This window comes from Thermoplasmata archaeon (genome assembly GCA_038851035.1).
Classification (GTDB): domain Archaea; phylum Thermoplasmatota; class DTKX01; order VGTL01; family VGTL01; genus JAWCLH01.
Map to the genome: position 1 here is coordinate 26,026 of JAWCLH010000002.1, position 25,900 is coordinate 51,925.

The following is a 25,900-nucleotide window of genomic DNA, read 5'->3' on the forward strand; positions in this document are numbered from 1 at the left end:
TACAACTCCGTGTCCGGGCAGATATCGAAACTCACCTTTCTCGGGACGGGCGGGGGCAGGTTCGCCTGCATCCTCCAGGCCCGCGCGACGGGCGGGCTCTACCTCCAGCTGGAAAGGCCGGAGCCCGGCGAGAGGGCGAGGTTCCATATAGACCCGGGGCCCGGCGCGCTGGTCCGGATGCTCTCGAAAGGCCTCGACCCCCTGAGAACGGACGCCATTCTCGTCTCCCATTGCCACCCCGACCACTACGCCGACGCCGAGATTCTCATCGAGGGAATGACCCGGGGCGGAAGGGAGAGGGCGGGCGCCTTCTTGGCGAGCCGAAGCGTGATCAACGGGGTAGAGGGATACGGGCCAGCGATATCGAAGTACCACCGCGAGAGGCCGCGAATCGTTAGGGCCCTTTCGGCGGGGGAGAGCGCCACGATAATGGGCATTGAGATCAGGGCCACTCCCTCAGCTCACTCTGACCCGAGCTCTGTCGGCTTCAGGCTCAGCACTCCGCGCGGAGTCCTTGGGTATCTGAGCGACACAGCGCTCTCAGATGAGGTTACGGAGGCGCACAAGGGGAGCCGCGTCCTGATTCTCCCCGTTACCAGCCCTCTCGGGCGAAGAATTCCCCATCATCTGAATGTAGAGGACGCAGCAAGAATATGCGAGGCCGTGAGACCGGAACTCGCCCTCCTCACCCACTTTGGAATGAGGGTGATTTGTGAGGGGCCAGCTCTCGCCGCAGAGGAGGTCCAGAGGAGAAGCGGGGTGGCGGCTTTGGCGGCTGAGGACGGGATGGAGGTGGAAATGGGCGACACAATAAGATTGTTGGAGAATTCCCCTCCCGCCCCTCCCCTGAACTCTGAAGGACTCTCGCGGGCAGACAAATGGTTTGAAGGAGCGGTCTGAAAGCTTTTCCGCGCGCTGAGGGGATGCCATCGGTCGCCGAATATGGTAGTGACATCATCTCTTCTGGAGGGGGATGAGGCAGATGAAGAAAAAGGTCTCCTCTCCATCATTCAGAAACTGGTGTCTCTCGCCGGCCGGGATGAAGAGCACATCACCGGGCTGAAGGGGCAGCGTTTCTTTCCCTGTCACTAAATTCCCCTTTCCTTCCAATATAAAAACCTCGTGCTCGTAGTCATGGGCGTGGAGGGGAGTCCTTCCCCCCCGCGCCAGCTCGAACACGCGCATCGCGAAATTTCGCGCACCCCTCCTCTCATCAATGAGCCACCGAATTCTCACCCCGGTCGCTCCTTCCGTCTCCACGGCCTCCGCCTTCACGTCCCTCCAGCGAAATTTATGAATCATGGTTGGAGGGTATGGTCTCCACCATATAATTACTCTAACGCGGCTCTGAGCAACAAGAACGTGCGGTGGCCTCTGTTTATGGAACAGGATAGGAACGGAGTCAGCTCAAATTGCGGAGGGGCTAGAATAAGTCGTTATGCCACTGGTATTCTTGTGGAGCAGAGAAGCAGCCGGGCGGGGTGTGGTCACTGATATTGGAGGAACTCAGAGGGGGCTATCTCCTGATGGATTTCTCCTGTTCGCGATGGGGGGTAATATTTAGAGCCGGATGGTTCGCCGCTTGGTGAGCGGGTGGGGGCGGACCCGCCTTTGGGGCCTCCTCCGGCGCTCTTCCAAAAATGAGCGAAACCCCTTCCTGTACCTGAGCACCAGCGCTCCAGCAAGCACGAGGGCGAGTGTTATCGCCGAGAGATACGGTATCCAGTCCCTGTAGTTCACCCCGACAGAGACATGTACGACGCGACTGTCCCTGACGATGGCTGTGGAAAGGTTTCCCCATGCTTCCGGTCCCGCGTCCCAAGCCTCGATGACGAAATTGTGTTCGCCGAGGCTCGCCACCCATCTCACGGTGACGAGCAGAAACCTGCCCGCTTCCAACCGCACCGTCGAGTTCTCATCGAGAGACCGCCCCTCTACAATGACCCGGAGCGGGCGCCCGTCGATGCTCGCGCGTGCGCCGAAGAAGCTGCCTCCGTTGCCCGTGTTCCTGACCATTGCTGTGAGCTGGACAACCTCCCTTTCTACAGGTGAGTTGGAGGAGAGGGTCACGTTCTCCAACCTTATTCCATGCCATTGCCTTATCGTGAGCGATATCAGGAGGAAATCCGTGACGGCCGGGTTCTGTTCGCACTGAGCATCTATTCTCAGTGATGCCACAAGCGATGAAGACGTCTCCGGGGGAAGAAAGACCTTGACCGCCACACTCGAGGACTCCTGCGGCAGGAGCAGACCGGTCCTAGTGGGGTTGAGCTCCACGCTTCCGCCGAGGTTTATGGTGGCGGCCAGCCTCACGCTGCCGGGGGAGGTCCCGTTATTTCTCACCGTCACGGTTAGGAAAGCACTGGGCTTGGTCGGGTCCGAGACATTAGCCTCGTAGGTGTTTCTTTCTGAGACAATATCGAAGTCGAGGAGAATTCCCCTCCCGCCAGGGGAGAAAAGGGGGAGCAGTCCGGAGGGTGGGAATCTAGCGTTCCAAAGCCCTAGCATTTCAGGGGAGGCCACGAGGGCTTCCGGGGTTGCCGGTTCGAACCCCATCAGGCCACCCAGTTGCGAAAGAAGGAGTGCGGCAGGGACTAGTGCCTCGAGATTCATAATGATTTCTCCATATCAGATGCAATTCTCAGGGCCTTACCCTTTTGAAGAGGACGTAATCGAGCTCGCTCCCGGAACCAACTCGTGCGAAGAGAATCTCCTTCTTTACCCCGTGGGCGACTCTAACGGCCCGGCTTATTTCGGGCCACGTGCCAACATAGCCTGCGGGGAAACAGTGTATCAGGTAGCGGGCGTGGGTAGCATCCGGGTCTCGTTCGTAGACACGGAAATGGGTTCCGTATTTAAAGCCTGTCCTGGGCAACAGGCCCTGTTTTCTCAGAGTCGTGTAGACCCGGAACCGTAGCTCGAAGTCCTTTTGGCGCCTTCGGGCCATCCTCCGTAGCTCCGCCTTCCCAACCTTTTTACCACCATCGGCTCGGAAGAGCTCGATAAGACCTTTTTCTAGTAGATGGGCGGCTTCGATGAGCGAGAGCTGGTGGGCCCTCCCAGCCGGCCGGCCGAAATGGTTTTCTTTAAGGGCATCAGCGAGTTGCCGGTCGAAGACTAGGACCCTCTCATCAAGCACCAGCGCCTTTCCCCTCTCCGGGCAGGAGCATTCTCCGAGCTCTCCAGAGGGCTGGTGAAGATAGGCCTCGTAGTATGTGACGTCGCCTTCTTCGTCAACAAGTGCCACCAGAAGCCCCCTCCCCACAGAGGAGGCGCGCTGCACTAGTTTGTTTATTGAATCCAACTTGAAAGGGGCCCTTTCTGAAATGGCCAAGACGTGATACCTTGGGTACGAGCGGCTAGGTACTGCCCCCCTCTCATAGCACACGAAATCCGGCGGGGATGGCCGGAATGGCTTGAGGGTCAGACCCCTCCTCCTGAGGTCGGCGTAGACAGGGTAGCGGGTCTCGAAGGCGGGCTCCCTTGACACGGCGTGCCGGAAGAGGAACTCTGGGTCCACCCTTTCTCCGTCCCTGGAGAGCTCCAGACGGCCGGTCTCGAGGAGATACATGGCCTCGACGAGTTCTAACGACAGGCCTCCGCCGGGAAGTGGGGTGCCGAACCATCCCTTGTTATATACCCGGCTGGCAAAAGATGGGTCCTCCACCACCGCGCCCTCCTCACCGAGCTTTCCAACAGGTGTCCCCCCCAGGTTAATCGCCCCTTTTCCCTGATGACCCCTAGCTATCCCGAGAAATAAATCATTACCGGTTGTCGCGAGGCGAGCGAGGAATTAAAGGTAGGATGTTGCTGGCTATATTACCTTCAATGCCAGCATCTTTCCGTAAGAAGAAATGGCCAGCGGATTGTTAACCTATCTAGCCCATCCATTTCCTGGTTACAGGGGAGCGCTGCGACTGCAACTCTCTCCGAATAGACGATTCCTGGAATTTCGAAGGGATGATTGAGAACTACGACCATGGCTGGGAGACGGAAGCGGGAGTCCAGGTGAGTGGCGATTTCTTCCCATCACAAAAACTCGAGGAGAGCCTGTTATGAGGTAATTATTCCTCCCGGCAACTATGCGCTATGACTGGTGGCTGCGTCTCGAGCGCATTATAAGGAGGCCCCAAGTCTTCTTTACTATTACTTTGCTCGTATCCAGATACCACACGTATGGCGGGAGTAATGGTGGATTGAAGACCTTTCAGGTGCCTCGCCACCTGATAGCTCGGTAGCGCCTATTTTCGGTGGGTTAATGGGTCATTTTAATGTAGACTTACCCCCCACGGATTAATTTATCGTGCCCGGATGGAGAATTCCCGTGGGAAACAAAGGTTTATGTGGGATGGATGAGCAATGGAGGTAGATATATATTTTTAAGTTTAAGGGGGGATAGGGCTAACAATCAATTATTAATAGGAGTACATATTTATGAAATATTGCAATGAACCGCATGGAGACCACAGGAACCTCGTCCAGACTCCATGAGCGCAGGGAGGCTGTTTTAAGGTTGAGAAGAATGCTTGCGCGTTGCGGCTTCTTCGTATCCGACGACTATGGTGTGCGCGGCCTGAGCTTCGACATCATCTGCCGTCGGGACAACCTTCTTTTGGTGGTCAAGGTAATGGTCAACATTGACGGCTTCAGCCCGTCCAACGCGGCGGAGCTGAACACGCTCGCCCGGGTTCTGAAAGGGGCGCCAGTTGTCGTTGGGGACAGGTGCGGCTCCGGGCCGCTTTCTGATGGAATTATTTATCTCAGGCATGGAATTCCGATTATGAATTTTGCGACAATCAGGGAATATTTTGAGGAGGGAGTACCACCATTCATATTTGCGGCTCCCGGGGGCCTTTTCGCAAAAATCGACCCTGAGACATTGTCCAAGGTGAGGAGGGAAAGAGGTCTCTCCCTTGGAGCGATGGCAAAGATCGCGGGCGTGTCGAAAAAAGCGATACAGATGTATGAGGCCGGGGCCATAAGTGCCAACCTCCCGGTCGTGGACAGGCTTGAGAAATACCTCGGTGAGCCGATAGCAATGCCCATAAACCCTTTTGGCATGAGCGAGGGGGTCGAGACTGTGCCCACCTCGTGGGAGGATGAGGGCACGCCCTTCAAGCGGAAGGTCTTCAAGAAGTTGGCTGGCCTTGGCTACAAAATAATTCACACCCGAAGGTGCCCCTTTGACGCTATCTCCGAGAGTCAGCTCCGGGCGACCGTGCTCCTCACAGGGGTGGGTCAGGCGGACGGCGAATGCTTGTTCAAGGCGAGAGTTATTGCAAACATCTCCAGGATCACGGAGACGGACGGCGTCCTCTTCCTCGACAGGCGGCTGAGCCGGGAGAACATCAGCGGGACCCCCGTCATCAGCCGGGACGAGCTCCACCGCATCCACGACGAGGATAAGATCGTACGCCTGATTCACGAGAGGAGAAGGTGAACGGGGGGTGCCCGGTATGGCTGGCAACCGCTCCCGCACCATCGCTCTCCGCGTCGGGAGCTCCAGCCTGACCATTTTTCCCACAATCAGGGGTCTGGAAAGCGAGAGGCCCCTTGTGCGAGAGGCTGTGGCGGAGGTCAGCCCCAGGGCCGTCGCTCTGCCCATCTCGATAGAGGGATTGAGGGGTCTGAGGGAGCTTTACAGGGGCAAGGAACCTGAGGTGTTCCTTTCCCATTATGAGGAGATATACGCAAGTCATCTATCAAAATACGGCCGTGTATCGGTACCGCCTCCGAGCTTCAGCGAGGCCTATGCCGCCAGCGTCGAGCGAGGCATACCTGTGAAGGCAATTGACCTGAGCGAGAGGGAATATGCCGACGCATTCTGCGAGAGCGTCTCCACAGCCAGTCTCCTGTTCCACTCCCTGCGCTGGCGTTGGCTTAGGAGGAAAAGATTCAGGGAGGAGACGCCCGAGGATTTCGTCCTTGCGTGGGACAGAGTCATCAATTCCTTGAAGGGGTTTCGAGAACTCGAGACGAAAAGGGAGGAGCACATGGCCGCGCGCCTGCGTCACCTCTCAGGTAAGTATTCGTCAATTCTTGCAATTTTAGAGCTAGAAAGGACTGAGGGTGTGGTGAGAAGACTGAGGGGGGAGGGGAATTGAAAGCGCTTAAGGGCCTGAAACCCCCAATGCAGTCCCGTCTCAGGAGAGCTCTTCTGATAGTCATGGCTGTGCAGTGCCTGATTCTCCCACTCCCCCCCTCCTCTGCAACTGATATCCGTGAATTGGGCTCGTTCAGGGCGGGATACCACACCTATGATTCCATGACGCAGGAGCTGAGGGCGCTCGAGGCCAGCCACCCGGACTTGGTTATGGTGGAGAGCTTGGGCAGGACCTATGAGGACCGGGACATCTGGGCTGTGAAAATCTCGGACGACGTCCGGACCAACGACAGCGCAGAGCCCGACGTCCTCATTATGGGCGGACTCCACGCCCGTGAAATCATGGGTGTGGAGGTCCCTCTCTACCTCATCAACTACCTAATAAAAAATTACGGAACTAATGAGACCTGCACCATGCTCGTGAACACAAGGGAGGTATGGTTCGTTCCCATGGCAAACCCCGACGGCCACGTTTACGTGGAGCGCGGGAACGACTGGCGGAAGAACCGCAGGCCAACAGTCGGGGGAAACATTGGGGTAGACCTCAACAGGAATTGGGGCTACATGTTCGGTGTAGACGCTCAGACCAGCGACGACCCCTCATCTGACGTATACCACGGCCCCTATCCTTTTTCCGAGAACGAGACGAGGGCAATAAGCGAGCTCGCGCTCAGACAGCGCTTCGCCACTTCCCTCTCCTTCCACAGCTACGGGCAGTTGATTCTCTACCCGTGGGGCTTTACCACAGACCCCGCTCCCGACAGCGAGGAGCTCGAAAGGATGGCGCGCGCGATGGCGGCCATAAATGGCTACACGCCCCAGCAGTCCTCGAGGCTCTACCTGACCCACGGCGATTCGGAAGACTGGCTCTACGCCAACACGAGCACGCTGGCCTTTACCTTCGAGCTGGACACCTCTTTCTACCCCCCGGCGAGCCAAATTGAGACGACCTGCAGCCTCAACTGCGAAGCGGTGATTTACCTCATAGCCTATCCTAAAGCGCTCATCGTCGATGCTGGCGTGGTCGCGATATCTTCCCCGACACCGGGTGCCATTGTCGAGCCTGATAGGCCCTTAAACATCACAGCCACGGTGATGAACTTCGGGACAGACGCATCGGAGATTCCGATTGAGATTGAGGTGTCCTCGGCCGATGGCTATCTCCACACAAATTCGACCTCAGTCACACTCAGACCGGGCCAGTTGGGCGAGGCCTTCTTTCAGTGGTTCCCTCCTTTCCCGGGCTCGGAGAATTACACCCTAGCAGTCCGCACCAAACTGGGTGGAGACCATTATAGTTGGAACGATGAGCGCACCACTCAGTTTAAAATAAGAACAAAATACGGCGCCGCGCTATCAGCAGACGAGACATCAAAGGAGTGCTTCCCCGGCCAGAGCGCCATCTATAGGCTCACTGTGATGAGCCTGAGCAACAGGGAGGATTGTATTCTGCTGGAGCTCGAAGGGGCCCGCAGGGATTTGGCTAGCATTGTGGACAGCATCCACCTCCCTCCGGGAGGGGCAGGGGAGGTGAACTTGACTGTGCGAATTCCGAGAGATGCGTCGCCGGGAGAGAGGGTTTACGTAGCGGTCCGCGCCCTATCCTCAACGGGGCAGGGGGCCTCCGGCCTCGTCTCCACCGTCACCACGGTTCTTGACCCCTCCCCCGTCGCGGATGCGGGTCCGGATATTGTGGTCGACGTGATGGAGGAGGTCGAATTCGATGCCACAGCCTCCACGAGTCCGGCGGGCACGATTGTGCGTTACTCCTGGGTATTCGGCGACGGGACCACTGCCGAGGGGCTCCGGGTCCGCCACGCCTATTCCCGGCGCGGCCTCTATACTGTTAATTTGACAGTCGAAAATGAATTCGGCTGGAGCGATACCGACTCCCTTCTGGTCACGGTCATCCAGAATTTCAGCCTCAGGCTTGAAACGCCCGCATTGGAACTCTCTCTCAGGCCGGCAGAAACCAAGACCATCAACCTCACGCTGAGAAACATGGGCAACGGCGCCGATGAAGTGGAAGTCAAGCTGGACGCTCTCAGATGGAGCGCCTCCATCGACAGGTTACGGATTTCTCTTCAGAGCGGGGAGAGCGCCGGAATCACCCTCTGCATTACTGCACCGGAGAGAGCGACTGCGGGCTCGAGCGCCATGTTCAGAGTCACGGCGGCTTCGTTGGAGAGCCCCTACGCCCGTGACGAAGTCATCATCAGAGCGACTGTGGCCGAGGTCAGGGATTTAAACCTGATGGTGGAGGAGAGGGAGGGAGCGGTAGAGGCGGGAGGGTCGGTGCGTTTCATAGCCATCGTCGAGAATAAGGGGAACGTAAACGAAACACTCGTCTTGGTAGCTGCGGAAATTCCGGAGGAGTGGAGGGTAGCCTTCTCCCAGCAGGAGCTCACTATTCCACCATGGAGCAATGCTTCGGTCGAGATTCTGGTGTGCGTGCCCGCACGGGCTCTAGCGGGAGTCTACAGATTGTTCGTCAACGGCCTCGGACTTGAGGTTTCGGTGAGGGCGAGGTACGGCCTCACGGCCTCTGTGGAGCCTCTGAACGCAACCGCGAGACCTGGCGGGCGTGTCGTTTTCACAATCAACTTCACGAACATGGGCAATGCTCCCGACTCATTCACGCTCAATGTCTCAAACCTTCCCATGGGATGGGGCACTGACCCCCTTCTCCCGCCTTCTGAGGTAGCTCCGGGCGCGAATGGGTCCATGCACGTCTCAGTCCAGATTCCTGAAGATGTCCGGTCGGGGGGATACGATATTGTGCTTGAGCTCCGCTCGGACAATTACCCCGGTGCGTCCGTGTCTCTGCCCGTTCGAGTGGTGGTCGAGAGGCAGGAGCCACCACCCACCAATTCCACTGTGCATGCATTTCCATCTATCTTATGGCCTCCACTGGCTCTCGCAGCTGCGGGTGCTGTGCTCGCTATATATCTCAGCAGGCGCAGGAAAAAGTGCCATGGGGGACCGGCCAAGGGTTGGGACGTGGATTCCCGGCCGGGAGCTGGAGAAGGCGCCGAGAACGCCCCGGCGGGGCCCCTGCCGCAGACCGATGGGTGGGATCCCAGCATCCAAGCTACTCGTGCGGTTTCAGGGAGAGAACTGGAGCCCTGGGAGACCTGCCTCTGGTGCTTTGGCCAGCTGGGGCGAGAGCCATCGATTCCCTGCCCGTCTTGCGGTGGAACCTTCCATAGGCGCTGCGCCCAGGAGGCCCGCGGGTGTACTAGATGCGGCGGGCCGCTTTGATTTTTTCTTCACCCTCCGCAAAGTTTTATTATTTAGCGTGCTCGTAGGTGGAGCGAATGCGCAAATTGGTCTCCCTTGGCATTGTCCTCCTCTTCTTGGCCTTGCCGCCCTCGGAGAGCTGTTCAGGGGAAGGAAGGGATGAAGGGCTCGGCCGCTATCATACTTATCAGGAGATGGTGACAGAGCTCCAAGACCTCACCGCCACCCACACAACTATCTCACGTCTCATCACCATTGGGGAGACCTACGAGGGGAGGAGGATCTGGGCAGTGAAGATATCGGACAACGCGAGCGAGGACGAGGCCGAGCCGAACATGACGATTATTGGAGGCATACACGCCCGCGAGTTCATATCGGTGGAGGTGCCGCTCTACATAATTCACAACCTTCTCGGGAATTATACCTCCAACTCCACGATAAAACGCTTTGTTGATAGTACCCAGATATGGGTCGTGCCGATGCTCAACCCCGACGGGCATGTTTATGTAGAGCTGGGCCATGACTGGAGGAAGAACAGGAGACCTGTGGATGGGGGAGTCGGGGTTGACCTGAACCGCAACTTCGGCCATTTATGGGGCCTGGAGGCAAGCCACAATCCCACAGACGAGAATTACTGCGGCCCGGGGCCTTTCTCGGAGAACGAGACCAAAGCTATTGAGGGGCTGGTCACCTCCCACCGCCCGCGTGTGGCGCTGAGCTATCAAAGCTTCGGGGGCTATATCCTTTATCCTTGGGGCAATTCAATCAACACCGAGCCCGTTGACCCCCTTCTCCCCGCTCTTGCACTAAATATGTCCCTTGTGATGCCGGAGGGGAGGAGATACACACCCATGATGGCGCGCGAGATGTACCCAGCGACGGGCGACACGGACGACTATTTCTACGCAAATTTCAGCATCCTTCCGTTCACGGTCGAGCTCTCGAATTCCCATCGTCCACCCGACCAAGAAGTGGACGGAATCTGTCTTGACAATCTTCCCCCTGCCCACCTCCTCATGAATTTCACCGCAGGTCCAGCACCCGAGCCGCCGCTGCATCGGATTTCTCTTGATGGGCCAAACTCGTTCATCAGCGCTCCTGGCAGGTTGGTTAGGATGGAATACCTTCTTGTCAACGAGGGGGAGGCTACTGAGGAGGTGGAGCTCTCGATAGAAACTGAGTTCAATTGGACCGCGGAACTCCTGAACCGCCACGTGAGTCTAGAACCGGGGCAGAGCGCCTTGATTTTCCTAGAAATAATGGTTCCCGCCACAGCCGCCGCATATGAGAGCGCGAGTTTTCTGCTGCGTGCTAAGTCAGCAGGCGGCGTTGTGGCAGAGCTTAGAATTCTGGGCAGAGCGGAGCATCTGCGGGGTCTTCGGGCGTCGCTCAGCGGACAGACAGAGGCCGCTCCGGGAGGTTCGGTGAACATCAGCGCGACCGTCGAGAACCTAGGGAATGGGCCTGAACTACTTGCACTCTCCGCCGGGCTGAGCACGGGCTGGCAGATCTCTCCACTTCCAAATCCACTCAACCTGAGTGCCGGGGAGAGAGCGGTCGTGTTCATCACATTTCTGGTTCCAGCCTCAGCCCGGGCGGATACCCCCGTTGAGTTAATATTCACCGCCAGAGCCGAGGGGGTGGCACCGGCGAGGGCCATCCACACTATTTCCATCCTTCCGGTGAGGAATGTTACAATGGAAATCCTTCCATCCAGCGCCAGATTTCCTGAAGGGGAAACGAGGAATGTTAGTATAAGAATAGCCAACAACGGTAACGTCTGGGAAAACGGGACTCTGGTGCTATCCGGAAGATATGGGGCATCGAGAATCCAAAACGCGAGCGTCAATATTCCTCCATTCTCAACAATCAACGCAACCCTGACCCTCGGCGCCGCCAGAGGCCATTGGTCCCTCACCGTGATGTTCCTGTCGGCCTCAGGGGAGCTCAGGGCGAGCCGAATCGTTAACTTCACCGTTATAGAGAACACGACGGTCGCGGGCGCGGGTCCGCCAGGTGACCCAGTCCTACTCTTTGCAGTCCTTGTGATTGTTTTAGTCTCTGTGATGGGCATAATTTACTGGGACTGGCGGAGGGAGGAGAGGCTGGAGCTGGAGGAAAGGGAGAGGAGGCCAAGGAACCGCTGAGTCGGTGGGAAGGAAAAAGTGTGGAGATTGGAAAGGTGGGACCTAGTATGGGGCCCAGGAGGATGGAGTGGGGCTATGAAGGGGGGAATATTCGATGGGGACAGCGGGAACCTGTGTGTCGCCTGCAAGGGCTCGAAAATGCTCTGCGGCAAGGAACGCTGTCCGATTCTGGTCAAACATTTTGCGCAGCTCAGGGCCCGCGCGCTGATTGACACACTTGAGCTTGAGGGCTCCTCTCCGCCAGGGGTGTTTGTCGGTCAGTGGGGCTACCCTAAGGTCCTCGTCGGCCCACTCATCCCACCCATCTCTGGTGACACGGGCGTCATGGACACCCCGGAGATGTGGCTGGGAAAGAGCATTGACGAAATCGTGGACTTTAGGGTCCGGCTGGTCAGGGGGATGCACCCTGTAAACATTTACGATGTTGAAAGGGGAGGGAGGCTGGTGGACCTGGTGAGGGAGCTTGCCCTCGCCTCCTCCCCAGCGGACTCCTGGGCAGAGTTCCTGAAGAAGCCAGTCGGCAGACTCATTCTCGACGATGAGGTCCAGCCCTTCGGGCCATCCGCACCGCTGAAGAGGCTGGAGGTCGGGAACTTCAGACTGGACCAGAGGTTCGAGAAGCGCTGGAGGGACACTGACCTCACAGCCCGCGAGGCGGTCCTCTCTCTTTACTCGGAGGGTGCTCTGATATCAAGAATTCAGAAGGCCTTCAGCGTGGGCTCCTTCGGCCTGCGCAAGAACCGGAGGTTCGTGCCGACGAGATGGAGCATCACCGCCGTGGACGACACGATAGGGAAGGAGCTCAGGGAGAGGGTGAAGAGGCTCCCTCTCATTAACGACTACAGAATTCATGAATCGTGGACCCTTGATAACCGATTCATCGTCCTCCTGATGCCCACGAGCTGGAGGTACGAGCTCGTCGAGGCCTGGTACCCGAATACGGTCTGGAACCCCCTAGGTAGGGAAATCATGATGATATCGAGCCACGAGGGGTATGAGGGCCGAAAGGACTACGCTGAAATCGGCGGTTGCTACTACGCCGCGCGGCTCGCGACCTGCGAGCACTTGCTCCATCTGGGCCGTCAGGCGGGGTGCGTAATTCTCAGGGAGGCCCACCCCGGCTACATTATGCCCGTGGGCGTTTGGAATGTGAGGGAGAACGTGCGAAACGCGCTAAGGGGCCCATTCGTTTCATTCAGGACTCTGGGAGAGGCCCTGGAGCACATCCAGACCCGTCTCGACATCAGGATGAAGAGGTGGCTACGCGCAAGTCGGATTCTGGCGGACCTAAGGCATCAGAGGCGCATCGACGAGTTCCTGCCCGTCGAGCCCGCGGCGAGGAATCAGGAGGGCGTGGGTTGAGGCGGAGGGAGGGTGTTGACGGGAAGAGAGAGGAAATGGATGAAGAGAATGGGGTAGGTGGAAGGGCGGGGAGCGTGGCCGGGGCGCGGAGGGGGGACCCACGGGGCCTGGGGATGGGGAAGGCTATGAAACGAGGAAGGAGCTGTTGCGTAATTTGGGGTAGCGAATCTGGTCGCGCTCGTCCGGGGGAAATGACGCTCGAGGACGTGGCGGCAGGTGTGAGGAGGTGCAGGGCCTGCGCCCTCCACAGGACAAGGAAGAAGCCGGTTCCCGGCGAGGGCAGTGGGCGGAGCGGTGTGGTTCTGGTCGGCGAGGCGCCCGGCGCGAAGGAGGACGCCCTCGGCCGTCCCTTCGTCGGCTCGGCCGGTAAGCTCCTCGACAGAATGCTCCGCATTGCGGGGCTCGCTAGGAGCGAGGTCTTCATAACCAATGTCGTCAAGTGCAGGCCTCCGGGAAACCGGCCGCCGAAGCCGGCCGAGGTCAGGGCCTGTGCTCGGCATCTCAGGCTCCAGCTGAACATCATCGCGCCGGAGCTGGTCTGCACGATGGGCAACTCGGCCCTTCGAGCGCTCGTGGACCCCAAAGGCAATATCACTCGGTTAAGGGGCAGAATCGTCGAGAAAGACGGAAGGCGCTACCTTCCCCTCTATCACCCCGCCGCGATTCTCTACCGCAGAAAGTTGATAAAAGAGATAGAGGAGGACTTCAGAAGACTGGGGGGAATCGCGAGGAGGGCCGGCCGCGCCGCCCAGACCAGACTGACGACCGAAGAGGAGTGAGGGTGAATGAAGCGAAGGCTTGGGGAAAGTGATGCCGGCGGGATGGATGGGGACACGGCTGGACACTGGACCGGTGCCGGGCCAGCGGCCAAGGGGAAATGGAGGAGGAGGTGCTAGCGCCTGTGGCGGAGGCTGGATGCCCATGGAGGAAGGGCGGATAACGGACCGGGGTGCGGAGGCAGATATAACAAGGGGGAACCCGGAGGTAGCCGAGGGTAGCGGGAGAAGGGCGAGGGTGAGGGAGGTGAGGTGCGTCTCCGCGCTCTCGCGCTCGCGGCTGACGGGGCTGGACTATGCCCTCAACCCCTACAGGGGCTGCGAGCATGGGTGCCTCTACTGCTACTCTCCTGCGGTCATACACTGCGATGAAAGGGAGCCGTGGGGGGAGTGGGTCGAAGCGAGAGTCAACATGCCCGTTCTTCTATCGCGCGAGCTCAGGAGGCTCCCGCGGGGGACGGTGGGGGTGGGAACCGTCACCGACCCCTACCAGCCCGCGGAGCTCAGGTATCGAGTCACCCGGCACTGTCTCGAGCAGCTCCTGCGCCACCAGTGGCCCGTCTGCATTCAGACCAAGTCCAGAAACGTGGTCGAGGACATCGGTCTCCTTTCCCGCTTCAAGAACATCGAGGTTGGATTTACATTAACCACGGCGGACGACGGTCTGCGCGGGGCCTTCGAGCCCCGTGCGTCATCAGTGGGGGAGAGGCTCGGGGCCCTGGCTGCCCTCAGGGACGCGGGCGTACCGACCTTTGTATTCTTCGGGCCCGTCCTGCCCGGCGCCGTGGAAAAGGGGCTGGAGGGGCTCTTCAGATCCCTCGCCGAGCTCTCCATTCGTAGAATTCTCATAGACAGACTCAGGGTCCACCGGGGGGTGTGGGAGAGGCTCAGGCCGTATATCGCAAAAAGCCACCCCGCTCTAGTGGCGGAGTATGAGGCGATTCTGTTCGGCCTCTCTGAGGACTACGAGCGCCTCATCCTCGACATCGTGGAGCTCGCGCGCGCATGCGGCCTGAGCGCTGCGGCGGTTGGGAGGCCGTGAAGGAAAGGCAGTCCCGGGCCCGGACTGTGCGATATTCGGAGGCCCCCCCGGGCCCTATCTTTAAATCCGCCCTCCGCAATTCCGGCCCGTGGACCTGCCTGCGATGGTCGGAGGGGCTCTGCTGCTCATCGGCCAGTCCTTCTGGATAATGTTCCCGGCCTATGTGTCTGGGTCAGCCGCAGTGCTTTTCAAGGGGAAGAGGCCGATGGACTTCGGAGCAAGTTGGAGGGGGAACAGGGTCCTGGGCGACGGAAAGACCTGGGAGGGCTTCATCTTCGGCGGCCTGACGGGGGTATTTGCGGGAACGATGCAACAACTCGTCTCCGCTCTCTCCGGCCAGTCCCACCTCGTCGCCTTCGGCTATGCCTACGCTGGGAGCTTCGACCCAGTCCTGCGGCCCTCGATGAGCCCAGGCTCCCTCGCAATAATCGCCTCCCTGTCCTACGGGGGACTGGTCGGCGACCTCCTGAAGAGCTTCATCAAGCGGAGGATGGGCCTGAAGCGGGGCAGCCCCTCGCCCTTCCTCATGGATCAGCTCGACTTCGTCGCAGGCGCTTGGCTGGTCACCCTCCCGATTTTCTGGAGATGGTTCCTGAGCGTTTTCACGGTCTATAACTTCTTCATCGTCCTCATAATGACACCCCTCCTCCACCGCGGCGTAAATATTATAGGCTACAAACTGGGTGCAAAGAAGGAGCCATGGTAGGGAGGAGCGGGATGAGGCTCGGGATGGGCGGGGACGCGGAGCTGGCGGGATAGAAGGAACGGCGGGCGAGGATACAGTAATTGGAAAGAAGAAGCAGGCGGAAGAAAGGGAGGAGGGGACGATGGGAGAGGGAGAAAAAGGTGGAGGAGTAGAGGGAGGGGAAGAGCAGCGGGCGGGGGGCGAGGAGAGGGTGGACAGGGAGGGACGAGGAGAGAGGAAATGAATCAGCCCCCGGGCTCGTGACGGTCCTAGAAGAGAGGTTGAAACGAGGAGGAATTCCCCTGCCAGAGCTGCTGGAGATGCTCGTCGGATGCGGCGCGGTGAAGTTCGGCAGGTTCAGGCTAACCTCGGGCAGGGAGAGCGACTACTACATCGATATTAAAGCGGCTTCGACAAGGCCTGAAATCCTCCGGCGAATCGCGGAAGAGATGGCAAAGTACGTAAAGGGAACACGGCTGGCTGGAATGGAGCTGGGTGCGGTTCCCATCGTGGCCGCGGTCTCGCTCCAGACGGGGCTTCCCTTCGTCATGCTCCGGAAGCAGCCGAGGGAGCACGGCACTGGCAGCCAGATAGAGGGAGAGCTCAGAGCGGGCGAGATGGTTACGCTGCTCGAGGATGTGGCAACCACCGGCGGCTCAATGCTCCGCTCCGTCGCTCTGCTCAGGGGGGCAGGCGCCGAGGTCCCGAGGGCGGTGGTCGTCGTCGACAGAGAGGAGGGAGCGCGCGAGGCCCTCCAGAGAGAAGGCGTCGAGCTCGTCGCGCTTGTGAAGATTAGTGAGCTCCTGGGCGCGCGCGGGAGATGATGGGAGAGTTTGGAGGTATGTTGATGGGGACGAAGGTGCTATTAATAGGAGGAGGAGCAAGGGAGCACGCCATCGCACGGGCTCTCGTGGAGGGGGGTGCGGAGCTCTACACGGTGATGAAAAACCGCAACCCAGGGATAATGAGGCTCTCAAGAGACGTCCTGCTGGCGGGCGAGACGGATGTGGAGAAAGTCTGCCTCTACGCAACCTCGAGAGGCGTGGAACTCGCCATCGTGGGTCCTGAGGCCCCGCTGGAGGCCGGCATCGTAGACGGGCTGGAGAGAGCGGGGGTGCGTTGTGCCTCCCCTACAAGGGCAGCCGCAAGGATAGAGACATCAAAGGAGTTCATGCGCTCGCTAATGGAGAGGCACCGACTCCCCGGGAGGGTGGAGTATAAGGTCTTCAGCCGGCCCTCTGAAGTCAGGGAGTTCTTGAGGGATTACCCGAAGGGCGTGGCGGTGAAGCCCGTGGGGCTGACAGGAGGGAAGGGAGTGAAGATCACCGGCGACCAACTCCTCACAAGGGAGGACGCAATCGCCTATGCAACCGAGGTCATAGAGAAGAAGGTCGGAGGGGAAGCCAAAGTGGTGATAGAAGAGAAGTTGGAGGGCGAGGAGTTCACGCTACAGGCTTTCTCCGATGGGAAGAGGGTTGTGCCGATGCCCGCCGTCCAGGACCACAAAAGGGCGTACGAGGGTGACGTCGGTCCCAACACGGGCGGCATGGGATCTTACTCACAAGAAGACCATCTCCTGCCCTTCATCACTAAGGAGGAGTTTGACGAGGGTGCGAAAATCGTCCAGAGAGTCGTGGATGCGCTGGCCTCGGAAGGGACACCGTTCAGGGGTCCAATATACGGCCAGTTCATGCTCACCCGCGAGGGGCCAAAGGTGGTGGAGGTCAACGCCAGATTCGGGGACCCAGAGGCGATGAATGTCCTAGCGATAATGAGCTCAAACCTGCTCGAAGCCTGCGAGGCGATGGCCGCCGGTAACCTCAATCCTGCCCGAGTAGCCTTCGAGGCGAAGGCGACGGTGTGCAAATACGTCGTTCCAGTAGGCTATGGCACCGAGCCGAGGGTCGGGGCGGAGATTCTCGTGGACGAAAAGGGAGTGGAGGGCGAGGGGGCGAGGCTCTACTATGCATCTGTGAACGAGCAGGGGCAGGGGAGGGTATTGACGACCTCCTCCCGCTCGCTGGGTGTGGTTGGAATCGGCGGGAGAGTCGAGGAAGCAGAGGTTAGGTGCGAGGCCGCCCTCAGACACATCAAGGGCGAATTCTTTGTCAGGCATGACATCGGGAAACCCGAGGCGCTGAGAAAGAAATTGGAGCACATGAGATTCATCCGGGGGCGCTGAGACCTCGGTTTCGCCGGGGTGGGTGGGGTGAAGAAGAAGGAGCTCGAGAGAATTCTCCAGAGCATACCACCCCATCCGAGGCCATCGGCCGGGCTCGAGCAGTACACCACTCCGGCCGATGTGGCTGCGGACATGCTCTTTCTGGCAGCACAGCTGGGCGACATTGAGGGCAGGATAGTGGGGGACCTCGGGTGCGGGACGGGCGTGCTCGCGATTGGCGCCGGGCTGCTGGGAGCTCGGAGGGTTGTGGGCGTGGACATCGACCCGGAAGCGCTCGACGTGGCCCAGCGGACAGCGCGCGCGATGGGGGTTGAGCTCGAGCTCAGGAAGGGCAGCGTGGAGGATTTTCGGGAGGAGCTGGACACTGTTTTGATGAATCCGCCTTTCGGGGCCCAGAGAAGGCACGCCGACCGCCCCTTTCTCCACAAGGCCTTTGAATGCGCCCCGGTGATCTACTCTTTCCATAATGCGGCCACGGAGGACTTCGTCCGACGTGAGGCCCAGGGAGCCGGGTTTACCGTCACCCATAAGAATAAGTACAGATTCAGCATACCTCACATGTTCAGCTTCCATAAAAAAGAGACCCAGGAGGTCAGGGTCCTGTTGCTCCGGATGGAGTTCGGGGGAGCAGGGTCCCGAATTAGTGGAGTGAGAGGGAGGGACGACAATTGACGGTGAAGCGGATGGTCCTACCGGGTGAGGAGATAGGAACGATGGAGGAGTTCCTGCCCGGGCAGGGTACTTACGAGGAGAACGGCAAAATCTACTCGGCGCTCGCCGGGGTGCTTGAAATCGACCCCCGGGAGATGGTGACTAACATCAGGGCGTTCAATCCGCCCGTGAAGCTCAAAATCGGCGACGCCGTGATTGGCAGGGTGACGGATATCCGCAGCTCGATGGTGGAGGTGGAGCTAATAAAGGTCGCGGGAAAGGACAGGGCGATATCCGACCAGGGCGTGGCCTCGATTCATATAGCGCACATCTCCGAGAACTATGTTCCGGATATAGAGTCGCAGTTCCGCCTTCTGGATTATATAAGGGCCAAGGTCATTCAGGTCACGCCGTCCATACAGCTGAGCACGGTTGGACCAGAGTTCGGTGTTATCAGGGCGCTATGCTCGGTTTGCAGGATACCTATGGTGGTCAAGGGAGAACACCTTTACTGTGAAGCGTGCCACAGGACCGAGAGCCGAAAGCTCGCCCGTAGCTATGGAACCTCGGACTTCTGGACAGCTCCGACCGCCGAGCAGATCGCCCTCGACCAGCAGAGGTACGGTTCTCAGACCCTCAGGAGGGGCGGAAGGGACCGCGGGGAGAGAGCGGGGGGAAGGGGGGGATGGAGGGGCGGGGGCAGAAAGAATCGAGGGAAGGGGGAACTCAGGGGTCGCGGGCCAAGAAGGGAGGACCGCGCTCGCAGCAATGGCCGGTCAGCCTAGTGCAAGAAGACCAGTGGAGTAGCGAGAGAGTGGGGAGAGTACGTAGGGCTCACGAAGGGCCAAAGGAGGCCTCCTGAGGAGTCCCCGGTTGCGCTCACTCTTCACCCGGTCACGTAGGCCGGTGGTTCCGCTGGGGTCCCTCGAGCAACCCAGCAACAATATCAAACCACACCAAAACCAATATTTATTTGGTGATATATGGGCTGTATGAGAAGCATGAAGAGCCCGCAGCCCGCGTCCCAGGAGGAGCTAGCCAAGGAGCTTGTTTTATTGCGGCAGGAGGTTCAGCAGCTTCGGCAAATGGTGAATATGCTACTGGACATGGTTATTGAGCCAGAGGAGGACGAGTGGGACGCCGACCCCTTCAACCGCAAGGGTGATAGAGGCGGGCGGAATATGATGTGTATGTAAAATATGTAAAGGCCCGCCCGAAACTTGTATAACCGGCCAATGGATATCTCACGCGGCATGAGACGGTGGGCCTGGGCCACGTTAGTCGGAATTCTCAGCCTCGCGATGGTGATGAGGCTGGCGCCCTTGCTCCACTACTCTGTCTGGGGTTCCGACACCGGAGAGTATTATGTCCTGACAGAGAAGCTGGTGGAGGGAGGCGCCCTGAGCACGGACTACAATGGCTGGGGCTTCGGTTATCCCTATTTTCCGGGAATGTTTGTTCTGACGGGTGGGGTTGTGGACCTGTGTGGCACGCCCCTCTTCGGCACACTGCTTACGGTGGCTCCTCTGGTTGCGTGCCTCTCGGTACTGGCGCTCTTTATCATCGGCGTCCTCTCATTCGGCGACGGGCGAGCTGGCCTCTTCGCCGCCGCCTATCTCTCCGTCTGCACCCCCCACGTTTTCGCAACCTCTCACCCCATGCCCGGAGCGATCGGGGACTTTCTTGCCCTTCTCTGCATATTGCTTCTGTTGAAGGGCATTGAAAAACCCGCCGTCATGCCGGCGCTTGCGCTCGTCACGCCGGCCCTTGTACTCACCCACCACCTCTCCACCTTCTTCGTCATTGTTCCGGTGCTTATCGCCCTCCTTGGCAGAGAGGTGCTCAGGGTCAAAACGGACACCAGCCGCACAACCATTGAGGCTGGGTACCTGAGCTTCATAATGGGCCTTTCAATTGTATATTGGTTCGGATATGCCGTTCCCTTCAGGGAGAGGGTGATCTCGGAGGCGTTTGGCACCTCCCCCTGGCTGATTCTGGGTCTGGCCCCTCTCCCCATCATCTTTCTCCCCTTGATTGTCGGCCTCAGGCGCAAGCTTTTACCCCATCTACGCTACCGGCCTGCTTTCCCGTCGCTGAAAAGGGTTTCTGCGAACTACGCCCTCTTCGCCGCAGGTGGCACCCTCGTCATGGCCGGGGCAGCCCTCCTGAGCGCGCCCGGCACATCCATAGACGTAAACGAGAATGCCATTGTCTGGTTCCTCCCTCAGGTGCACCTGCTGGGCATCGCCATTGCCGGCGTGGGCTGGGCCGAATACTCCAGAGAAGGGCTCTTCATACTCCTGTGGCTTGGAGCGATCGGGCTTACATTCATCATCGCAACCGCCACTGAAAACCATGTGCTGATGCCCTACCGTCAGACACAATATATGATGGAGCCCCTGGCACTGTTCGCGGGAGCGGGGGCGGTCTTCATCCACGACCATTTAAACCCCGACGGGAGAAGGCACCGGGCCCTCGCGGCCGCAATCGCGCTCACGGCGGGAATTGTACTGGTGGGTGCAACTTCATATCCACCGAGAGAGGTCATGGGGGGATTTGAGGAGGGGACGGTGGAGGAGGAGCTAGCGGCCGCGATATGGCTCAAAGACGGAAAGGGGAGCTGGGACCTTTTAGCAACCGACCACAGAATGAGTTCGATATGCTTCGGCATAGCGGGCATCAACGGCTCATGGGACGATGCCTACATGACCCTCCATGGTAACCTGAGCGAGGCGGCGCAGGAGCTGGAGAGCCTTGAGGTCCCCTCAGGGCGGCGGAGCGTGGACCTGGTCCTCCTCAGCCCGTCCATCATCAGGGGCGCGGCCCTAGTCCAATGGGAAAACGCAGAGCCGATTTCCGGAGATGCCCTTGCCAAGTTTGAAACGCCGGTGTTCGTGAAAATATACGATGCGGCCGGTGTAAAGGTATATTACACGGACTTCTCCGCACTGTCCGCCTTAGAGACCGGAGAATGAGCTAACGAATTTCATTGCGATGAAAGGGGACTTTGACCAACTGGGAATGGCTGGGGGCGGAATTCCTGTCCCAGAGCCTTCAGGCTTCTCCTCCCGATGGCGATTCTAGACCCATAGGGGGATGGGCTACTCGACCCTTCAGGATTGGAGAGAAATCAATGGAGGCCGTTCCTTGCGTCGCTTAGTGAGCTCCTTGAGGCCCAGACTTCGTCATCGACCTGGTCATATATTAGTGCATAGTTGTCCATCTGTGTTTTGCCCCTCTCGACCCTGTCCCGTGCGAGGGCCAGAATCTCTTTTTTCCGGAGAATCCAGTAGTGAATTCTCCACATCTTGCCCTTGAGCAGGTATATCTCCTCCCTTTCTGTCCTCAGGAGCCCCTCCTCCTCCAAAGTATAGAAGACGTCCCTATCTTCGGCTTCTAGCACATTATCTATCATGCAGTCCTCGAAACCGAAGAAATTCATCAGGTAGTCCGCAAGCTTGTCTGTCTCAGGGTCGCTCATCCCCTTGCTTCCGAGCACAGCCCTGAGGGCAAGCCTCATGTCTTGTAAGGTGACGACCTCGTCACAGTCGCGAAGGCTCGGGGCGGAGGTTGTGGTGGGTAAATCCTCATCCTCTTTCAACGCGGGTGCCTCCCTTTCGGGGGTGCCTCGGCGGGCTCGAAACACATGAATTAATTATATTGACGGGATGCTATATTAATAATTTTCGGTCTAAAACGATAAATTTATCTCCATGTTAACGCAACACATGCCCCATGCAGAAGCTCATCCTTATTTATGTAACGGCGCGGGACCGGACTGAAGGCCTCAAAATCGCACGCTGTGTAGTGAGGGAGCGCCTCGCCGCCTGCGCCAACGTTTTCCGAATTCGCTCGGTGTACTGGTGGAAGGGAAGGGTGGAAGAGGGCGGTGAGGTTGCGGTCGTGCTCAAGAGCCGGACTGAGCTTTTGCGCCGGCTGGTGGCCAGAATTAGAGAGCTTCATTCATACGAACTACCCTGTGTCGTTGCGGTCCCGATCATGGGCGGTAACCCGGCCTTTCTGAGGTGGATTAAGGAAGAGACGGGGTCGGCGGCCAAACCTGACCCAGCTGAACGCTAGGCATCATTATAAAAGAGCACAAATCACCGCTTCTCTCTCCTTCGTCTTCCCTTCGACTAGAAATGCGCTAGATATGCGCTGTCTCACAACGGTTATTTATTGTCGGGGCTATGCAGGTCTCCAGGGGACGCGGATGGGTGGGAGCCGTATTGCTCGGTGTCTTGATGAGCTGAAGAGCATTGTCGGCGCTGGGAACGTGAGGACCGACCCTCTGGAGCTTCTTGCATATTCAAGGGACATGTCGGTTCATAAAGGAGTCCCTGAGGTCATAGTTTTTCCCCGGAGCACGGAGGAGGTCTCTAGGGTACTGAGGCTGGCGCACCGGGAGCGCATACCCGTTACCCCGCGAGGCTCGGGAACGAGCGTCACCGGAGGGGTCCTCCCGCTGAAAGGGGGCATTGTTCTGGACATGTGCTTGATGAACCGGATAAAGGAGATAAAGCCGGAGGACAGGCTCGCCGTGGTCGAGCCGGGGGTTATTTGCGCGGATTTGAATGCGGCGCTCGCCCCTAAAAAGATGTTCTTCCCCCCGGACCCCGGGAGCTCTGCGATTGCGACTCTCGGGGGGATGGTTGCGACAAACGCCTCAGGCCTCAGGGCAGTCAAGTACGGCACGATGAAGGACTTCGTCATGGGCCTCGAGGTTGTCCTAGCGGACGGCAGGGTCATCCGCACGGGCACCAGGGCCCCCAAGAGCTCCTCGGGCTACGACCTGACCCGGCTCTTCGTCTGCTCTGAAGGGACCCTTGGAGTCTTCACGGAGATAACACTCAGAATTCTCCCCGCGCCAGAGAGCGTGGTGGCGGTCGTCGCCGCCTTTAAGAGAATCGAGGAGGCGGGTCTGGCGATATCGCGCATTCTGGGCGCCGGCGTCCCGCTCGCATGCGCCGAGGTTATGGACCGAATCTCACTCGCGGTTATCAAGGAGGCAATGGGGCTCTCCATACCCGATTGTGACGGTATGCTCTTGATGGAACTCGACGGTGATAGGGCGGCGGTGGCGGGGCAGCTCGAGAAGGTGCTGGCCATATGCAGGGAAATCGGGACTGTGGAGCTCCGCTCGACCGACGACCCAAAGGAGCGGATGGTGATGTGGACAGGCCGCTCCGGACTTGTGCCGTCCTTCTCACGCTACAAGCCGGGCTCCCGCCTGATTCCGATTGCCGAGGACTTCGGCGTTCCACCTACAAAAATCCCCGACGCAATCAGGGGAATTCAGGAGATCGCGAAAAGGAATGACATCACCATCGCTACATTCGGGCATGTGGGCGACGGGAACCTCCACTCCACATTCATAGCGGACGTCAGGAAGAGGGAGGAGTGGAATAAGATACATAAGGTGGGCGAGGAGCTCATCGAGCTAGCGGTCCGTCTCGGGGGTACAGTCACAGCGGAGCACGGGACTGGCCGCTCCAAGGCCCCGTTCATAAGGAGAGAGCTCGGGGGGGCGGTGGAGGTGATGGCTGCGATAAAAAGGGCCCTAGACCCGGAGAACATCCTCAACCCCGGCAAAATGGGGCTAGAGAATGGGACCGCTGACATCTATGACTTCTTCGCCTACGACCACGTCGTTGAGCGGGAAGAGGGTCTTAGGAGCTTTGGGGGGGATGTGGACAGCGAACTCCTCGCCTGCATCCAGTGCGGCTTCTGCAGGGGCGGTTGCCCTGTCTTCGCCTTAACTAGAATGGAGTCCTACAACGCAAAAGGCTTCGTCACTCTCGCCTTCGGACTCTATGACGGGACCCTGGAGCCATCGAGGGAGCTCGTGGACAAGTTCTTCCACTGCACCACCTGCATGAACTGCAGGGCCAAGTGCCCAGCCGGAATAAGGATACCGGCGCTCGTTCAGGCCGTCAGGGCCCGCCTCGGCGAGAGAGGTCTTACACCGGAGGTTTTCAGGGGAATGATAAAAAATATCATGGAAGTGGGGAACCCTTACGGCGAGGACCCCACTAGAAGGGCCGAGCTGCTCCCCGCCTCTCTGCGCACCCCCGTACCGGGCTCCGAGGCGCTCCTATTCATGGGGTGCCTGCCCACCCTCAAGGACGTCCGCATCCTGCCCGCCACCCTCAGGGTCCTGGAGAGCGCGGGCGTCCGGGTGACGACGATGGGGACCGGGGAGGGTTGCTGTGGCCTCCCAGCCTTTCTAGTGGGAGCGCCCGAGACCTCCTCCATCCTGAAGAAAAATATGGAGAGAATCGAGAGCCTGAGGCCGGGCCTCATCGTCTCCCCGTGTGCGGGCTGCGCCCGCTCTTTCAAGGAGCTTTACCCGAAGCACACGGGCCTTAGGATACCCGCGATGCATCTCGTCGAGTACCTGCACAGACTCATGGAGGAGGGCCGGCTCAGACCCACCGGCGAGTTGAGACGCACTGTGGCCTACCACGACCCCTGCGACCTTGGGAGGCATCTCGGCATCTACGAGCTGCCGCGTGAGATTCTGAAAAAAGTTCCGGGCCTGACGCTCGTTGAGTTTAAAGAGAACAGGGCCTTTGCGAAGTGTTGCGGAGGGGGCGGCGGATTCAAGGCCTACGACACCCAAATGAGCCTGGCGATAGCCGAGAAGAGAGTCCTAGGGGCCGTCGATGTGGAGGCAGACACAATCGTCTCCGCCTGCCCAACCTGCAAGAGCAATCTCTCACAGGCTGCGGCGAAGCTGGCGAAGGAGGGGATTGCGAGGCTTCAGGTAATGGACATCGTCGAGGTTCTGGCGAAGGTGCTCTAGAGGCTGACCAGCTCGCTCCTCCTACCCTCCGTTTTCTCCCTTCTATAGGTTCTGTAGAGCGGCGTCCTCAGCCCGGCGTCCATAATGGCTTCCATCGCAAGAGCCCTGGCGGTCTCGTAGTCGTTGTTGTCGCGCCGTGGGTCGTAGTGGTTCTCGCTGATGTGGGCCAAAAAGACCGCTCTCGTGTCAGCTGTCAGGACGCGCCGGAGAGCATCGGCGCAGGCCTGATTGGAGAGGTGCCCCCTTGGGCTGTCCACCCACCTCAGGTAGGGCCAGAACGCGGAGAAGGAGGGGTCCTGCAGCTTCTGCAGGACGATGGGCCGATGGTAATTGGCCTCGATGACGAGCAGGTCAACGCCCCTGAGAGCGTCAACGACGCGGGAGGTCACCTCGCCACAATCCGTCAGGTAGCCGGCCCTCCTCCCGTCGCTCTCTAGGACGAAGCCTACGGGCTCCCCTGTCTCCCTTCCTCCGTGGGGGACAGTGAATGTCTGAATAACAATGTCCCCGAGCCTCTCCGGGAAGCCCCTGCACTCCCTGACTCTCCAGAAAGAGCCGCAGCTCTTTTTCCTATCTATCGCTCGCAGAGTTGCACGGCTGGTGAATACTGGGACACCATACCTCGCGTGCAGGGTGCCCGCGGATTTGAAGTGGTCGAGGTGGGCGTGGGATATGAGGATGCCCTGAAGCTCGCGCGGGGACACCCCGAGCTCGGCCAAGCGCTGGACAATGACTCTGGCAGGAATGCCGCAGTCGATTAAGAGGCTGGTGGTCCCCGAGGAGACGTAGGTAGCGTTGCCCGAACTTCCGCTCGCAAGAACGCAAACCCGGAGAACCATCCTCATTAACTCTGGATGGGGAATATTTAGCCCTTTCGGGGGGATAGGCGGCTCCGTTCCTGGCCTTC

24 protein-coding genes are annotated in these 25,900 nt (G+C 59.1%); 18 read left to right on the forward strand and 6 right to left on the reverse strand.

Going from position 1 to position 25,900, the window contains the following annotated elements:
- Positions 1 to 9 precede the first annotated feature (9 nt).
- A complete protein-coding gene (locus QW379_00760; protein ID MEM2868940.1) occupies positions 10 to 900 on the forward strand; it encodes an MBL fold metallo-hydrolase in 891 nt (296 codons plus the stop codon).
- 54 nt (positions 901 to 954) lie between these two features.
- Here QW379_00760 and QW379_00765 read toward each other — a convergent pair whose 3' ends face one another.
- The 3 genes from QW379_00765 to endA form a co-directional block, all read right to left on the reverse strand.
- Positions 955 to 1,302 (reverse strand): cupin domain-containing protein, encoded by a 348-nt coding sequence (locus tag QW379_00765; protein ID MEM2868941.1) that lies wholly within the window; start codon positions 1,300 to 1,302, stop codon positions 955 to 957.
- Positions 1,303 to 1,560: 258 nt separating this feature from the next.
- Positions 1,561 to 2,613: a hypothetical protein gene (locus QW379_00770; protein ID MEM2868942.1), complete on the reverse strand. Its 1,053-nt coding sequence runs from the start codon at positions 2,611 to 2,613 to the stop codon at positions 1,561 to 1,563.
- A 28-nt stretch (positions 2,614 to 2,641) separates the two neighbouring features.
- Positions 2,642 to 3,748, reverse strand: a complete 1,107-nt coding sequence (gene endA, locus QW379_00775) for a tRNA-intron lyase (GenBank protein ID MEM2868943.1) — start codon at positions 3,746 to 3,748, stop codon at positions 2,642 to 2,644.
- Positions 3,749 to 4,447: 699 nt separating this feature from the next.
- On the opposite strand from endA, the gene QW379_00780 reads away from it, so the two are divergent.
- From QW379_00780 to QW379_00840, 13 genes are all read left to right on the forward strand, one after another.
- Positions 4,448 to 5,440 carry a transcriptional regulator gene (locus tag QW379_00780; GenBank protein ID MEM2868944.1) on the forward strand — a complete coding sequence of 331 codons (993 nt, stop codon included), beginning with the start codon at positions 4,448 to 4,450 and terminating at the stop codon, positions 5,438 to 5,440.
- Positions 5,441 to 5,456: 16 nt separating this feature from the next.
- A complete protein-coding gene (locus QW379_00785) occupies positions 5,457 to 6,104 on the forward strand; it encodes a hypothetical protein (GenBank protein ID MEM2868945.1) in 648 nt (215 codons plus the stop codon).
- Positions 6,101 to 9,364, forward strand: a complete 3,264-nt coding sequence (locus tag QW379_00790; GenBank protein MEM2868946.1) for a M14 family zinc carboxypeptidase — start codon at positions 6,101 to 6,103, stop codon at positions 9,362 to 9,364. Before QW379_00785 ends, QW379_00790 begins: the two co-directional genes overlap by 4 nt.
- 56 nt (positions 9,365 to 9,420) lie before the next feature.
- The gene (locus QW379_00795; GenBank protein MEM2868947.1) at positions 9,421 to 11,490 is read left to right on the forward strand and encodes a M14 family zinc carboxypeptidase; all 2,070 of its coding nucleotides are present in this window, start codon (positions 9,421 to 9,423) and stop codon (positions 11,488 to 11,490) included.
- Positions 11,491 to 11,565: 75 nt separating this feature from the next.
- Positions 11,566 to 12,852, forward strand: a complete 1,287-nt coding sequence (locus tag QW379_00800; GenBank protein MEM2868948.1) for an Nre family DNA repair protein — start codon at positions 11,566 to 11,568, stop codon at positions 12,850 to 12,852.
- 191 nt (positions 12,853 to 13,043) lie between these two features.
- Positions 13,044 to 13,631, forward strand: a complete 588-nt coding sequence (locus QW379_00805; protein ID MEM2868949.1) for a uracil-DNA glycosylase — start codon at positions 13,044 to 13,046, stop codon at positions 13,629 to 13,631.
- A gap of 136 nt (positions 13,632 to 13,767) precedes the next feature.
- On the forward strand, positions 13,768 to 14,670 hold the full coding sequence (locus QW379_00810) for a radical SAM protein (GenBank protein MEM2868950.1): 903 nt from the start codon (positions 13,768 to 13,770) through the stop codon (positions 14,668 to 14,670).
- A gap of 88 nt (positions 14,671 to 14,758) precedes the next feature.
- Positions 14,759 to 15,376 carry a CDP-2,3-bis-(O-geranylgeranyl)-sn-glycerol synthase gene (locus tag QW379_00815; protein MEM2868951.1) on the forward strand — a complete coding sequence of 206 codons (618 nt, stop codon included), beginning with the start codon at positions 14,759 to 14,761 and terminating at the stop codon, positions 15,374 to 15,376.
- Positions 15,354 to 15,599: a hypothetical protein gene (locus tag QW379_00820; GenBank protein ID MEM2868952.1), complete on the forward strand. Its 246-nt coding sequence runs from the start codon at positions 15,354 to 15,356 to the stop codon at positions 15,597 to 15,599. Before QW379_00815 ends, QW379_00820 begins: the two co-directional genes overlap by 23 nt.
- A 76-nt stretch (positions 15,600 to 15,675) precedes the next feature.
- Positions 15,676 to 16,179, forward strand: a complete 504-nt coding sequence (gene pyrE / locus QW379_00825; GenBank protein ID MEM2868953.1) for an orotate phosphoribosyltransferase — start codon at positions 15,676 to 15,678, stop codon at positions 16,177 to 16,179.
- Positions 16,180 to 16,202: 23 nt separating this feature from the next.
- Positions 16,203 to 17,537, forward strand: a complete 1,335-nt coding sequence (gene purD / locus QW379_00830) for a phosphoribosylamine--glycine ligase (protein MEM2868954.1) — start codon at positions 16,203 to 16,205, stop codon at positions 17,535 to 17,537.
- A 27-nt stretch (positions 17,538 to 17,564) separates the two neighbouring features.
- Entirely contained in the window at positions 17,565 to 18,209 is a 645-nt protein-coding gene (locus QW379_00835; protein MEM2868955.1) for an METTL5 family protein, read from the forward strand.
- 2 nt (positions 18,210 to 18,211) lie between these two features.
- A complete protein-coding gene (locus tag QW379_00840) occupies positions 18,212 to 18,973 on the forward strand; it encodes an exosome complex RNA-binding protein Csl4 (GenBank protein ID MEM2868956.1) in 762 nt (253 codons plus the stop codon).
- Here the strand turns inward: QW379_00840 and QW379_00845 are convergent.
- Positions 18,965 to 19,129: a hypothetical protein gene (locus QW379_00845; protein ID MEM2868957.1), complete on the reverse strand. Its 165-nt coding sequence runs from the start codon at positions 19,127 to 19,129 to the stop codon at positions 18,965 to 18,967. The two genes, QW379_00840 and QW379_00845, sit on opposite strands and share 9 nt — an antisense overlap.
- 51 nt (positions 19,130 to 19,180) lie before the next feature.
- On the opposite strand from QW379_00845, the gene QW379_00850 reads away from it, so the two are divergent.
- Both QW379_00850 and QW379_00855 read left to right on the forward strand, forming a co-directional pair.
- Positions 19,181 to 19,384 carry a hypothetical protein gene (locus QW379_00850; GenBank protein MEM2868958.1) on the forward strand — a complete coding sequence of 68 codons (204 nt, stop codon included), beginning with the start codon at positions 19,181 to 19,183 and terminating at the stop codon, positions 19,382 to 19,384.
- A 57-nt stretch (positions 19,385 to 19,441) separates the two neighbouring features.
- Positions 19,442 to 21,163 (forward strand): hypothetical protein, encoded by a 1,722-nt coding sequence (locus QW379_00855; GenBank protein MEM2868959.1) that lies wholly within the window; start codon positions 19,442 to 19,444, stop codon positions 21,161 to 21,163.
- Positions 21,164 to 21,318: 155 nt separating this feature from the next.
- Here the strand turns inward: QW379_00855 and QW379_00860 are convergent, their stop codons facing one another.
- Positions 21,319 to 21,789: a DUF6015 family protein gene (locus QW379_00860; GenBank protein MEM2868960.1), complete on the reverse strand. Its 471-nt coding sequence runs from the start codon at positions 21,787 to 21,789 to the stop codon at positions 21,319 to 21,321.
- 134 nt (positions 21,790 to 21,923) lie between these two features.
- Here QW379_00860 and cutA point away from each other — a divergent pair, with 134 nt between their 5' ends.
- Together cutA and QW379_00870 are read left to right on the forward strand one after the other, a co-directional pair.
- Positions 21,924 to 22,268: a divalent-cation tolerance protein CutA gene (gene cutA, locus QW379_00865; protein MEM2868961.1), complete on the forward strand. Its 345-nt coding sequence runs from the start codon at positions 21,924 to 21,926 to the stop codon at positions 22,266 to 22,268.
- Between the two features lie 133 nt (positions 22,269 to 22,401).
- Positions 22,402 to 24,993 carry an FAD-linked oxidase C-terminal domain-containing protein gene (locus QW379_00870; GenBank protein MEM2868962.1) on the forward strand — a complete coding sequence of 864 codons (2,592 nt, stop codon included), beginning with the start codon at positions 22,402 to 22,404 and terminating at the stop codon, positions 24,991 to 24,993.
- Here the strand turns inward: QW379_00870 and QW379_00875 are convergent.
- Entirely contained in the window at positions 24,990 to 25,832 is an 843-nt protein-coding gene (locus QW379_00875) for an MBL fold metallo-hydrolase (protein ID MEM2868963.1), read from the reverse strand. The two genes, QW379_00870 and QW379_00875, sit on opposite strands and share 4 nt — an antisense overlap.
- Positions 25,833 to 25,900 lie beyond the last annotated feature (68 nt).

Bases quoted from the DNA above. Each gene is read 5' to 3' on its own strand.
- QW379_00805 (MEM2868949.1), top strand. From the start codon at position 13,044: ATGACGCTCGAGGACGTGGCGGCAGGTGTGAGGAGGTGCAGGGCCTGC.
- QW379_00810 (MEM2868950.1), top strand. From the start codon at position 13,768: ATGCCCATGGAGGAAGGGCGGATAACGGACCGGGGTGCGGAGGCAGAT.
- QW379_00855 (MEM2868959.1), top strand. From the start codon at position 19,442: ATGAGACGGTGGGCCTGGGCCACGTTAGTCGGAATTCTCAGCCTCGCG.
- cutA (MEM2868961.1), top strand. From the start codon at position 21,924: ATGCAGAAGCTCATCCTTATTTATGTAACGGCGCGGGACCGGACTGAA.
- QW379_00795 (MEM2868947.1), top strand. From the start codon at position 9,421: ATGCGCAAATTGGTCTCCCTTGGCATTGTCCTCCTCTTCTTGGCCTTG.
- QW379_00785 (MEM2868945.1), top strand. From the start codon at position 5,457: ATGGCTGGCAACCGCTCCCGCACCATCGCTCTCCGCGTCGGGAGCTCC.
- QW379_00870 (MEM2868962.1), top strand. From the start codon at position 22,402: ATGGGTGGGAGCCGTATTGCTCGGTGTCTTGATGAGCTGAAGAGCATT.
- QW379_00800 (MEM2868948.1), top strand. From the start codon at position 11,566: ATGAAGGGGGGAATATTCGATGGGGACAGCGGGAACCTGTGTGTCGCC.
- purD (MEM2868954.1), top strand. From the start codon at position 16,203: ATGGGGACGAAGGTGCTATTAATAGGAGGAGGAGCAAGGGAGCACGCC.
- QW379_00875 (MEM2868963.1), bottom strand. From the start codon at position 25,832: ATGGTTCTCCGGGTTTGCGTTCTTGCGAGCGGAAGTTCGGGCAACGCT.
- pyrE (MEM2868953.1), top strand. From the start codon at position 15,676: ATGCTCGTCGGATGCGGCGCGGTGAAGTTCGGCAGGTTCAGGCTAACC.
- QW379_00770 (MEM2868942.1), bottom strand. From the start codon at position 2,613: ATGAATCTCGAGGCACTAGTCCCTGCCGCACTCCTTCTTTCGCAACTG.
- QW379_00850 (MEM2868958.1), top strand. From the start codon at position 19,181: ATGAGAAGCATGAAGAGCCCGCAGCCCGCGTCCCAGGAGGAGCTAGCC.
- QW379_00765 (MEM2868941.1), bottom strand. From the start codon at position 1,302: ATGATTCATAAATTTCGCTGGAGGGACGTGAAGGCGGAGGCCGTGGAG.
- QW379_00780 (MEM2868944.1), top strand. From the start codon at position 4,448: ATGAACCGCATGGAGACCACAGGAACCTCGTCCAGACTCCATGAGCGC.